We start from the raw sequence: 11,192 nt of genomic DNA on the forward strand, positions 1-11,192 counted from the left end.
AACCCGATCCGAAGATCAAGGCCGGGGTATAAAATTGGCATTGAACATAGTGCACGCTGTTGAGTTCTCAAGAATCGGACACATCCCGCCTCCACACCAGAACGGTGCTTCACAACGAAAGTGATCGAAGTTTGCTGCACGAGGGCGTGAGCCACTCGATTTGTCTTGCTTGCCGAGACCGGTTAGACTTGTCAGAACCGAAGTCCCGATCGCCTCCGTGGCAACTCGACTAACTTAGCACATCCGCAGGCCGTGTCAAGTCCGGCTTTTCCGTGGTGTTCGCTGCGCGATCGAGGATCGCACCGCTGCACCGGGCTGGGCCGTGAGGCCTTGCAACGAAGCCGGGACCGTGTCCCGTGGAGGCTTTGCATCTTACGCTCGCGATCCTGCAGTCTTCAAGAGACGAATCTCTAACAGGCCTGGGAGCGAGGGGATGGTCCCCGCTTGAGGTGGGCCAGCTGGTCTCGACGCTCTGCGCCTGACTCCCGCTTGCCGCTCCTTTGGGGTGACGAGGAGTTACATTACGTCGGGCCTCGGCCGAGCGGCAAATCGCCTGCGTCCCGGGCGTGTCGCGATTCAAGGGCTCTGCGTCGCTGAGTGTCCGACTCGGTACCCGACACCGGACATCCGGCTACCGGCTACCGGCTACCGGACACCGGACACCGGACACCGGACACCGGCTACCGGACACCGGACACCGGACACCGGACACCGGACACCGGACACCGGCTACCGGCTACCGGCTACCGGCTACCGGACACCGAGCTGATGAGACCGCCGACGCCGTCATCGTCCGCGTCCGCTCGAGGACAGCGGGCACGCGGTCAGCGGACGAAGGCCCCGGCGAAGCTCTTCTTGCCGCGACGGAGGACGGCGATCCCGTCGATCAACGGGAGCTCGCCGAGCGTGACGGTCTCGGACGGGAGGGCGGTGTTGTTCACCGAGAGCCCTCCCTGAGCGAGTGCCCGTCGCGCCTCCCCCGTGCTGGCGACGAGTCCGGTCTCGACGAACGCCTGCAGCGCCGGCGTCTCCGGTGTCGCCTCCATCGAGGGCACCGCCTCGAGCGCGCCGCGGAGGATGACCGGGTCGATCCCCTCGAGCGAGCCCTTGCCGAAGAGCGCGGCCGAGGCGTCGATCACCGAGCGCGTCGCCTCCGCTCCGTGCACCAGCGACGTGACCTCCCAGGCGAGCGCGCGCTGCGCCTCCCGGCGGAACGGCTCGTCGGCGGCGGCCTTCTCCAGGCGCTCGATCTCCGTGCGCGGCAGGAAGGTGAAGATCCGCAGGCGGTCGGCGACGTCGCGGTCGTCCGTGTTGACCCAGAACTGGTAGAACGCGTACGGGCTGGTGAGCTCGGAGTCGAGCCAGACGGCGTTGCCCTCGCTCTTGCCGAACTTGGTGCCGTCGGAGTTCATCACCAGCGGTGTGCCGATCGCGTGGACCGACACGCCCTCCGTGCGGTGGATCAGGTCGGTCCCGCTCGTCAGGTTGCCCCACTGGTCGCTGCCGCCGGTCTGCAGGACGCACCCGTACTGCCGGTAGAGCTCCAGGTAGTCGAGACCCTGCAGGATCTGGTAGCTGAACTCGGTGTAGCTGATCCCCGCGTCGGAGTTGAGGCGGGCGCTGACCGCGTCCTTCTTGAGCATCGTCCCCACGCGGAAGTGCTTCCCGATCTCCCGCAGGAAGTCGATCGCCGACAGCGGAGCGGTCCAGTCGAGGTTGTTGACCAGGCGCAGCCCGTTGTCGCCGCCCGCGGGAACGAACCGGGACACCTGCGCCTGGAGGCGCTCGACCCACGCCGTCACCGTCTCGCGCGAGTTCAGCGTCCGCTCGGCCGTCGGACGCGGATCCCCGATCAGCCCGGTCGAGCCGCCGACGAGCCCGAGCGGCCGATGCCCGGCCAGCTGGAGCCGGCGCATGACGATCAGCTGCACCAGGTTCCCGAGGTGGAGGCTGGGCGCGGTCGGGTCGAACCCGCAGTAGTAGGTGATCGGCTCCCCCGACAGCAGCTCGCGCAACGCTCCCGCATCGGTCGACACGTGCACCGAGCCTCGCCAGACCAGCTCGTCCCACACGGAGTCGAAGGCGGGGTCGAGCTGCGGGCTCGTCGCGGACCCGGGGAGGTGCTGGTCGATCACCCGACCAGGCTACCGCGGCGAGAAGGAGCCGGTCTCCGGGAGTCAAGCGCACAGGCTTGATCCCGGGCGATCAAGTGCCGATACTTGATCGAGGAGGTCCGATGTTCGTCATCACCGCGGATCAGCGCGACAGCAGGCACGACCACGACCGCGTGGACCAGGCGATCGCGAGCCTGATCGACGACGGTCGGGCGACGTTCGTCCTGCCCCCGGAGCGGACGGCGGGCGACGAGTTCCAGTGCGTGCTCGACCGGGCCGATGCCGTCGTCGCGCTCGTGCTCGAGCTGCACCGGACCGGCCACTGGAGCATCGGCCTCGGGATCGGCCCCGTCGACCGGCCACTCCCCGCGACCACGAGAGCGGCGACCGGGGAGGCGTACTTCGCGGCGCGCCGGGCGGTCGAGGCGGCGAAGGGCCGGCCGACGCGCTTCTCCCTCGATCCGGACGCACCGGGAACGGCGGCGCCGGCACCGGTGGACGTCCAGGCGCTGATCGATCCGCTCCTCCTGCTGCGCGACGCGCGCTCCGAGGCCGGCTGGCAGATCGTCGACCTGCTCGAGAGCGGCCTCTCCCAGAAGGATGCGGCCGAGCGCCTCGCCGTCAGCCCGCAGGCGGTCAGCCTCCGGGTCCGCGCGGCGAGTGCTCGAGTCGACGCTCCCGCCCGTGACGCGCTCGCGCGCCTGCTGACAGTGGTCGACCGTACGCTCGACCCCACCGACGAGAGGACACCCCGATGACGGCACCCCCCGGATCTCCCGCCCTGCTCCTCGCCTCCGCGCTGCAGTCCGCCTCGTGGACGGGCGTGGTGCTCGTGCTGCTCGCCGGTCTCGCCGGTGCGGTGCTGGCCGTGCGCCTGCGCCGTCCGCAGCTCGCCTGGATCCCCCTCGCGGCGGCGGCCGCCGCCTTCCTCCTCACGGCGGTCGCCGGACCGTCCGCGCCCCCGATCCACTCCGTCCTGGTGGCGGTGCTGGCCTTCGCGCTGGCGGTCGCGGGCGGCGGGCCGGTCGTGCTGCTCACCCTCCGGCTCGCGACGGCCGACTCCCGCAGCGGCAGCCACGGCGGCATCATGGTCGCCGGAACCTCCCGCCCCGCCGCCGGGAGCGCGCCCTCGGCGATCGGCCAGCCGATCGAGGTGCTCCGCGGCGGGACGACGATCGGGGTCCTCGAGCGGATCGCGACGGCCGGCGCACTGATGAGCGGTCTCCCCGAGGGGATCGCGGTCGTGGTGGCGATCAAGGGCGTCGGCCGCTTCAGCGAGCTCGCCTCCCCGGAGGCGCGCGAGCGGTTCATCATCGGCACGCTGGCGAGCCTCGCCTGGTCGGCGGCTCTCGGCGTGCTCGCGCGGCTCTACCTCGCGGGCTGAGCTCCGGGCCGCCGCCGGGGCACTGCTCTCCGGTAAGGCGAGACGGTGGGGTCGCCCGGGATGCTGAAGCGCCACGGGAAGTCGTCCCCGCCGCCCGGGCCCGAGACGCCGGTGCGCGGGCCCGCCGCCACGGAGGACGGCCTCTCCCCCGGCAGCAGCTCGAACGCCGCCTCGAGCGGGTCGCCCGACTCGGTGAGACGGACTCCGAGGGCCTTCGCCAGCCGTGCGGGTCCGCGGGCCAGATCCCGGCTGCGAACGGGTCCGCGCCGGATCATCGCGAGATCCTCCCCCGATACGACCTCGCCGGCGCGCAGCAGCACCGCCGACGCCGTGCCCGCCGGGGAGCAGACGATGTTCACGCAGGTGTGCATCCCGTACGTGAAGTACGCGTACACGGACCCGGGCGGACCGAACATGGGAGCCGTCCGGGGTGTCGGTCCGCGGTGCGCGTGCGAGCCCGGATCCTCACCGGTTCCGAGGTACGCCTCGACCTCGGTCAGCCGGACGCCGACCACGCCCTCCGGCCTGCGGTGCAGGAGGACGCGGCCGAGCAGCTCCGGTGCCACCTCGAGGGCCGAGCGCGAGAGATCGGGGAGGTCGGCGCTCAGAAGAAGCTCTGGCCCGACACGAGGGTGATCACGATCACCGCGACGATGACGACTGCGGCGACGAGCACCAGAGTCCGCTGCTGCCAGGGGCGCAGCGGCGGACGTCCGTCGTCGCCCGGCGCTCCTCGAAGAGTCACGGGCGTTCCCCCCGGAGGGATCCGCGCACGACCCGGACGCGCTCGGTCAGCCGGGCGAGCTGCTCCGCGACGCGGTCGGGAGCCGTGCCGCCGACACCGTCCCGGCTCGCCACCGATCCCTCGATGCTGAGGACGGACCGCACGTCTGGAGTGAGCAGCGGCGACACCGAGGCGAGCGCGGCGTCGTCGAGATCCTCGAGCCCCCTCCCCTGCGACTCCGCCAGCTTGACCAGCTCACCGGTGATCTCGTGGGCGTCCCGGAAGGGCACGTGCTTCTTCACGAGCCACTCGGCCACGTCGGTCGCGAGGGAGAAGCCCTGGGGCGCGAGCTCCGCCATCCGGTCGGTGTGGAAGGTGAGGGTCGCGATCATGCCGCTGAACGCGGGCAGCAGCACCTCGAGGGTCGTCACCGAGTCGAAGACCGGCTCCTTGTCCTCCTGCAGGTCGCGGTTGTAGGCGAGCGGCAGCGCCTTGAGGGTCGCGAGCAGCCCGGTGAGGTTGCCGATCAAGCGGCCGGACTTCCCCCGGGCGAGCTCGGCGATGTCGGGGTTCTTCTTCTGCGGCATGATCGAGGACCCGGTCGAGTAGCCGTCGTCGAGCGTGACGAAGGCGAACTCCCGCGTGTTCCAGAGGATGACCTCCTCCGCGATGCGCGAGACGTCGATCCCGATCATGGCGGTGACGAAGGCGAACTCGGCGACGAGGTCGCGGCTGGCCGTCCCGTCGATCGAGTTCGGCACGCTCGACGCGAAGCCGAGATCGCGGGCGACCGCCTCGGCGTCGAGGCCGAGGGTCGAGCCGGCGAGGGCGCCCGAGCCGTAGGGCGAGACGTCCGCCCGGACGGCCCAGTCCCGCAGGCGCTCCAGATCGCGCAGCAGCGCCCAGCCGTGGGCGAGCAGATGGTGCGCGAGGAGCACGGGCTGAGCGTGCTGGAGGTGGGTGCGCCCGGGCATGATCGCCGTCGGGTGCGCCGACGCCTGCGCGGCGAGGGCGTCGATGAGCTGCACCACCAGCTCCGAGACGAGCGCCGCGTGGTCGCGGAGGTACATCCGGACGAAGGTGGCGATCTGGTCGTTGCGCGAGCGCCCCGCGCGGAGCTTGCCGCCGAGCTCGGGACCGGCTTCGAGCATCAGGCCGCGCTCGAGGGCGCCGTGCACGTCCTCGTCCGACTCGTCGGCGGCGAAGCTCCCGTCGGCGACGGCAGCCTCGAGCCGGTCGAGCGCCGCGAGCATCGCGGTGAGCTCGGCGTCGTCGAGGTAGCCCGCTCCGGCGAGCGCCCGGGCGTGGGCGCGAGAGCCGGCGAGGTCGTAGGGGGCGAGCTGCCAGTCGAAGTGGGTCGACCTCGAGAGCGCGGCGAGCTCGGGCGAGGGGCCGCCGGCGAAGCGGCCGCCCCACAGGGCTCCGGCCTCGCCCGCGCGGGCGGAGGGTCGTTCCGTCATGGTTCTCCTCGGGTTCGGCTGTCGAGTCTACTGAGCGGCGTCGGCGGTGCCGGCGCGCTCCAGGAGCCACACGAGCAGGGCCTTCTGCGCGTGCAGGCGGTTCTCCGCCTCGTCCCAGATCACGCTCTGCGGGCCGTCGATCACGTCGGCGGTCACCTCGTAGCCGCGGTCCGCGGGCAGGCAGTGCAGGAACAGCGCGTCGGGAGCGGCAGCGGCCATCGTGGCGGCGTCGACCCGGTAGGCGCCGAAGGTCGCGACGCGCGCCGCCTTCTCGTCCTCCTTGCCCATCGACACCCACGTGTCCGTGATCACGATGTCGGAGCCGGCCGCGCCCTCGTCGGGGTCGGTCGTGGTGATCGCCGATCCGCCGGTGGTCGCGGCGATGCGCTGCGCATCGGCCAGGACCGCCGCGTCCGGCGAGTACGACTCCGGGGAGACGATGCGGACGTGCATGCCGGCCGTGGCCCCCGCCAGGAGGTACGAGTGCGCCATGTTGCTCGCTCCGTCGCCGAAGAACGTGAGCGTGAGGCCGGCGAGGTGACCGCGGTGCTCGCGGATGGTCAGCAGGTCGGCGAGGAGCTGGCACGGGTGGAACTCGTCCGAGAGCGCGTTGACGACCGGCACGCGCGTGCTGCGCGCCATCTCCTCCAGGCCCGACTGCGCGTAGGTGCGCCACACGATCGCGGCGACCTGGCGCTCCAGGACCCGCGCCGTGTCGGAGGCGGTCTCCTTGCCGCCGAGCTGGCTGCTCGCGGTCGAGATGATCAGGGGGCTGCCGCCGAGATCGGCGATGCCGACCGCGAAGGAGACGCGGGTGCGCGTGGAGGACTTGTCGAAGATCACGGCGACGGTCTGCGGCCCGGCGAGGGGCTTCCGGGAGAAGCGGTCGCGCTTGAGCTCGAGGGCGAGGTCGAGGATCTCGGCCTGCTCGGCGGGAGTGATGTCGTCGTCGCGGAGGAAGTGGCGGGTCACGGTGCTGGTCGCTTTCGGTGGAGGTACGGGGTCAAAGGTTCTGCAGTGCGCGGCCGAAGCGCTCGGCGAACTCGGCGACGTCGGCGGCGGTCACCACGAGCGGAGGCGCGAGCCGGATGCTCGAGTCGTTCGCCGCGTTCACGATCAGGCCGGCGTCGAGGCAGGCGGCGGCGAGCTCGGCGGCGACCGGCCGGGTCAGGGCGATGCCCAGGAGGAGGCCCGCGCCGCGGACCCCTCCGATCAGGGGCGAGTCGAGAGCGGTCAACGCGTCGACGATCTGCGCCCCGCGCTCCCGCGCGTTGCCGAGAAGGTCGGCGCGCTCGATCTCGGCGAGCACGGCTCCGGCCACGGCGGTCGCGAGCGGATTGCCGCCGAAGGTGCTGCCGTGGTGGCCCTTCTGCAGGAGGTCGGACGCCTCGCCGAAGGTCACCAGCGCTCCGACGGGGAAGCCTCCGCCGAGCCCCTTGGCCAGGGTGACGGCGTCGGGCAGGATCCCCGCCTCCTGGTAGGCGAACCAGCGTCCGGTCCGCCCGACCCCGGTCTGGATCTCGTCGACGATGAGCAGCGCGCCGTGCTCGCGGGTGAGCTCCCGCGCGCGCTCGAGGTAGCCGGCCGGCAGCGGGATGACGCCCGCCTCCCCCTGGATGGGCTCGACGATCAGCGCGGCGACGGACTCGTCGAGAGCCGCCTCGAGGGCCTCGATGCTCGCCTCGAGGTGCTCGACCCCTCCCGGCATCGGCTCGAACGGCGCACGCATGGCCGCCTTGCCGGTCAGAGCGAGCGCGCCCATCGTCCGCCCGTGGAACGCGTTCTGCAGCGCCAGGACGCGGTGCCGGCCGCCGGCCGCGTTCAGCCGCGCCAGCTTGAAGGCCGCCTCGTTGGCCTCGGTGCCCGAGTTGGCGAAGTAGACGCGGCCCGTCTCCCCGGCCCCGGTGAGGCGGCGCAGGGTCTCGGCGAGCTCGATCTGCGGGGCGGTCGCGAAGTAGTTGGAGACGTGGGCGAGCGCACCGGCCTGGCGCGTCACGGCCTCGACGAACACGGGATGCGCATGGCCGAGCGAGTTGACGGCGATGCCGCCGAGGAAGTCGAGGTACTCCCGCCCGTCAACGTCCCAGACCCGGCAGCCCTCGCCGCGCTCGAGCACGGCGAGCGGCGGCGCGAAGGTCTGCATCATCGCGGCGGAGTAGCGGTCGCGCGCCGAGCCGGTGCGGGACGCGGTCGTGGGGATGGACATGGTGGCCTTTCGATCGGAGCGGTCCGGCCGCGAGGGCCGACGGTGCGCGCGTCCCGGATGGGACGGACGCTCGGAGCCGGGGCCGCTGAGGATCAGCGGCCCGACATTCGCTCCCGGTCGCGGGGGTCGAGCGAGGCGACGACCTCGGTGCCGATGCCCTCCGAGGTGAACACCTCGAGCAGGATCGAGTGCGGGATGCGGCCGTCGATGATGGCGGCCTTGGGCACTCCCCCGCGCACGGCGTCGAGGCAGGCGGTCATCTTGGGGATCATGCCCGATTCGAGCGAGGGCAGCAGAGCCGCGAGGTCGTCCGAGCGGATGTGCGAGACGAGCGACTCGCGGTCGGGCCAGTCGGAGTAGAGGCCGGCCACGTCGGTGAGGACGACGAGCTTCTCGGCGCCGAGCGCGACGGCCAGCGCGGCGGCGGCGGCGTCGGCGTTGACGTTCAGCGACTGCGTGGGGTCGTCCGAGTCGGGGGCGATCGAGGACACGACCGGGATCCGGCCGGCCTCGAGCTGAGCGAGGACGGCGGCGGGGTCCACGGCGATCACGTCTCCGACGAGTCCGAGGTCGTGCTCCTCGCCGTCGATCACGACACCGCGGCGGCGGCCGACGAAGAGGCCCGCGTCCTCACCGGAGATGCCGGCGGCGAGGGGGCCGTGCTCGTTGATCCGGCGGACGATGTCGCGGCTGATGCTGCCGGTGAGCACCATCCGCACCACCTCCATCGCCTCGGGGCTCGTGACCCGGTAGCCGCCCCGGAACTCGCTCTCGATCCCGAGCCGGTCGAGCATCCGCGAGATCTGGGGCCCACCGCCGTGGACGACCACCGGGCGGATCCCGGCGTAGCGAAGGTAGACCATGTCCTGGGCGAAGGAGCGCTGCAGCTCCTCCGACACCATCGCGTTGCCGCCGAACTTGATCACCATCGTGCGCCCGTGGAAGCTCTGCAGCCAGGGCAGCGACTCGATGAGCGTCGCGGCCTTCCCGGGTGCGGCCTCGCGCTCGGCGCGGCTCTCGGCCGAGAGGGTGGTGTCGTCGGTCATGGCCGCCTCAGCTCGAGTACGCGGAGTTCTCGTGCACGTAGTCGTGCGTGAGGTCGTTGGTCCAGATCGTGGCCGTCGCGTCGCCGGCGTGCAGGTCGATGTCGACGGCGACCTGCCGAGGGGCGAGGTCGACGAGGTCGCGGCTCTCGTGCGGCTCGCCCGCGAGGCAGACCTGCACCCCGTTCATCGCCACGTCGATGCCGTACGGGTCGAACTGCGCATCGGTCGTGCCCACGGCGGCGAGGACGCGACCCCAGTTGGGGTCCTTGCCGAAGATCGCTGCCTTGAACAGGTTGCTGCGGGAGACGGCGCGGGCGACGACCACGGCCTCGTCCTCGGTCGCGGCGTTCAGCACGCGGATCGCGACGTCGTGGTCGGCGCCCTCCGCATCCGCCTGCAGCTGCAGGGTGAGGTCGCGGCAGACCGCGGTCAGGGCCTCGGTGAACTCGTCGGCGTCGGCCTCGACGCCGCTGGCGCCGCTCGCGAGCAATGCGACGGTGTCGTTCGTCGACATGCAGCCGTCCGAGTCGAGGCGGTCGAAGGTGACGCGGGTCGCGGCCCGCAGGGCGGTGTCGAGAGCGGCGGACTCGAGGGCCGCGTCGGTCGTGATCACGACCAGCATCGTCGCCAGACCCGGCGCGAGCATCCCGGCGCCCTTGGCCATGCCGCCGATGCTCCAGCCCTGCTCGGAGCGGACCACCGCCTGCTTCGGGACCGTGTCGGTGGTCATGATCGCGCGGGCGGCCGCCTCGCCCGCCTCGGGTCCCCCGGCGAGCTCGGCGGAGGCGCCGGCCACGCCGGTGGTGAGCCTCGCGAGGTCGAGCTGGTCGCCGATCAGCCCGGTGGAGCACACCAGCACGTCGCCGGCGGACACCTCGAGGCTCTCACCCACGAGCTCCGCGGTGCGGTGGGTGACCTGGAAGCCCTGAGCACCCGTGTAGCAGTTGGCGCCGCCGGAGTTGAGGACGATCGCCGAGACGACGCCGTCGCGCATCACCTGCTCGCTCCAGAGGACGGGGTTCGCCTTGCAGCGGTTGCTCGTGAAGACCGCGGCGGCGCTCTGCAGCGGGCCGAGGTTCTGCACGAGCGCGACGTCGCGCGCTCCGGTCGACTTCAGCCCGGCGACGACTCCGGCCGCCCGGAACCCTGCTGCTGCGGTGACGCTCACGGCGCGACTCCGTTCACGCTCAGGCCGAGGGACTCCGGGAGTCCCAGGGCGATGTTGGTGGACTGGACGGCCGCGCCCGCGGTGCCCTTGACCAGGTTGTCGATGGCCGAGACGACCACGACGCGGCGGGCCCGCTCGTCCACGGCGAGTCCGATCAGAGCGGTGTTCGCCCCCACCACGTCGGCCGTCCGGGGGAAGGAGCCCTCCGGCAGCAGCTGGACGAAGGTCTCGTCGCCGTAGGCGGTCTCCCACGCGGCGCGCACGTCCTGCGCGGAGACGCCGGGGGCGAGGCGCGCGGTCGAGGTCGCCAGGATGCCCCGGGACATCGGCACGAGGACCGGGGTGAACGAGATCGAGACGGGTCCGGCTCCGGCGAGCAGGAGGTTCTGCCGGATCTCGGGATTGTGACGGTGCGCTCCGCCGAGGCCGTAGGCGTGCGCGGAGCCGAGGAGCTCGCTGGCGAGGAGGTCGGTCCGCAGGCTCTTGCCCGCACCCGAGGGTCCGACGGCGAGGACCGCGACGAGGTCCGACGACTCGATCACTCCGGCGTGCAGGCCGGGGGCCAGGCCGAGCGTGATCGCCGTGACGTTGCAGCCGGGGACGGCGATGCGCCGCACTCCGGCGAGCGCCTCGCGCTGCTTGCGTCCGCCGCCGCCGATCAGCAGCTCCGGGAGCCCGTAGGGCCAGGCCCCGGCGAAGTCGCCCCCGTAGAAGTCGGCCCAGTCCTGCGGGTCGGTCAACCGGTGGTCGGCGCCGCAGTCGACGACGAGGACGTCCTCGGGGAGGGTCGCGGTGATCTCGCCCGACTTCCCGTGCGGGAGGGCGAGGAAGACGACGTCGTGCCCGGCGAGGTTTGCGGTCGTCGTGTCGACGAGGACGAGGTCGCGGAGCGAGCGGAGGTGCGGGTGCACGGCGACGAGGGGCTGACCCGCGTTGGCGTGCGCCGTCACCGTGCGCACCTCGAACTCGGGGTGGTCGGCGAGCAGTCGTAGCAGCTCGCCGCCCGCGTAGCCGCTCGCACCGGCCACCGCCACGGAGAAAGTCATGCCCGAGAGCCTAGCCGGTGCGGGTGCGGGGCCCCGCCCGGCCG

11 protein-coding genes are annotated in these 11,192 nt (G+C 72.1%); 2 read left to right on the forward strand and 9 right to left on the reverse strand.

The features are described from left to right. Window positions 1–824: 824 nt before the first annotated feature. A complete protein-coding gene (gene tyrS, locus C5C49_RS14290; RefSeq protein ID WP_104250196.1) occupies window positions 825–2,135 on the reverse strand; it encodes a tyrosine--tRNA ligase in 1,311 nt (436 codons plus the stop codon). 101 nt (window positions 2,136–2,236) lie between these two features. Here tyrS and C5C49_RS14295 point away from each other — a divergent pair, with 101 nt between their 5' ends. After that, on the forward strand, window positions 2,237–2,872 hold the full coding sequence (locus C5C49_RS14295) for a DNA-binding protein (protein ID WP_104346407.1): 636 nt from the start codon (window positions 2,237–2,239) through the stop codon (window positions 2,870–2,872). Further along, a complete protein-coding gene (locus C5C49_RS14300) occupies window positions 2,869–3,498 on the forward strand; it encodes a hypothetical protein (RefSeq protein WP_104346408.1) in 630 nt (209 codons plus the stop codon). The genes C5C49_RS14295 and C5C49_RS14300 overlap by 4 nt, the downstream gene beginning before the upstream one ends. On the opposite strand, the gene C5C49_RS14305 is transcribed toward C5C49_RS14300, so the two are convergent. From C5C49_RS14305 to argC, 8 genes are all read right to left on the reverse strand, one after another. Continuing rightward, window positions 3,483–4,106: a DNA-3-methyladenine glycosylase gene (locus C5C49_RS14305; RefSeq protein ID WP_104346409.1), complete on the reverse strand. Its 624-nt coding sequence runs from the start codon at window positions 4,104–4,106 to the stop codon at window positions 3,483–3,485. The genes C5C49_RS14300 and C5C49_RS14305 overlap by 16 nt on opposite strands. Further along, window positions 4,103–4,243, reverse strand: a complete 141-nt coding sequence (locus tag C5C49_RS17135; protein WP_160034127.1) for a hypothetical protein — start codon at window positions 4,241–4,243, stop codon at window positions 4,103–4,105. Before C5C49_RS17135 ends, C5C49_RS14305 begins: the two co-directional genes overlap by 4 nt. Further along, window positions 4,240–5,682 (reverse strand): argininosuccinate lyase, encoded by a 1,443-nt coding sequence (gene argH / locus C5C49_RS14310; RefSeq protein ID WP_104250193.1) that lies wholly within the window; start codon window positions 5,680–5,682, stop codon window positions 4,240–4,242. The genes C5C49_RS17135 and argH overlap by 4 nt, the downstream gene beginning before the upstream one ends. A gap of 27 nt (window positions 5,683–5,709) precedes the next feature. Continuing rightward, window positions 5,710–6,654 carry an ornithine carbamoyltransferase gene (argF, locus tag C5C49_RS14315; protein ID WP_104238645.1) on the reverse strand — a complete coding sequence of 315 codons (945 nt, stop codon included), beginning with the start codon at window positions 6,652–6,654 and terminating at the stop codon, window positions 5,710–5,712. Window positions 6,655–6,685: 31 nt separating this feature from the next. Further along, complete coding sequence (locus C5C49_RS14320) at window positions 6,686–7,888, reverse strand: acetylornithine transaminase (protein ID WP_104346410.1); 1,203 nt, start codon at window positions 7,886–7,888, stop codon at window positions 6,686–6,688. 92 nt (window positions 7,889–7,980) lie between these two features. After that, complete coding sequence (gene argB / locus C5C49_RS14325; protein WP_104346411.1) at window positions 7,981–8,934, reverse strand: acetylglutamate kinase; 954 nt, start codon at window positions 8,932–8,934, stop codon at window positions 7,981–7,983. A 7-nt stretch (window positions 8,935–8,941) separates the two neighbouring features. After that, window positions 8,942–10,102 carry a bifunctional glutamate N-acetyltransferase/amino-acid acetyltransferase ArgJ gene (argJ, locus tag C5C49_RS14330; protein WP_104346412.1) on the reverse strand — a complete coding sequence of 387 codons (1,161 nt, stop codon included), beginning with the start codon at window positions 10,100–10,102 and terminating at the stop codon, window positions 8,942–8,944. Continuing rightward, entirely contained in the window at window positions 10,099–11,148 is a 1,050-nt protein-coding gene (argC, locus tag C5C49_RS14335; protein WP_104346413.1) for an N-acetyl-gamma-glutamyl-phosphate reductase, read from the reverse strand. The genes argJ and argC overlap by 4 nt, the downstream gene beginning before the upstream one ends. Window positions 11,149–11,192 lie beyond the last annotated feature (44 nt).

It is taken from the genome of Rathayibacter sp. AY1E2 (genome assembly GCF_002932325.1).
Taxonomy (GTDB): domain Bacteria; phylum Actinomycetota; class Actinomycetes; order Actinomycetales; family Microbacteriaceae; genus Rathayibacter.

Excerpts from the sequence above, each read along its gene's own strand:
- C5C49_RS14295 (WP_104346407.1), top strand. The coding sequence starts at position 2,237 with ATGTTCGTCATCACCGCGGATCAGCGCGACAGCAGGCACGACCACGAC.
- C5C49_RS14300 (WP_104346408.1), top strand. The coding sequence starts at position 2,869 with ATGACGGCACCCCCCGGATCTCCCGCCCTGCTCCTCGCCTCCGCGCTG.
- argH (WP_104250193.1), bottom strand. The coding sequence starts at position 5,682 with ATGACGGAACGACCCTCCGCCCGCGCGGGCGAGGCCGGAGCCCTGTGG.
- C5C49_RS14320 (WP_104346410.1), bottom strand. The coding sequence starts at position 7,888 with ATGTCCATCCCCACGACCGCGTCCCGCACCGGCTCGGCGCGCGACCGC.
- argB (WP_104346411.1), bottom strand. The coding sequence starts at position 8,934 with ATGACCGACGACACCACCCTCTCGGCCGAGAGCCGCGCCGAGCGCGAG.
- argC (WP_104346413.1), bottom strand. The coding sequence starts at position 11,148 with ATGACTTTCTCCGTGGCGGTGGCCGGTGCGAGCGGCTACGCGGGCGGC.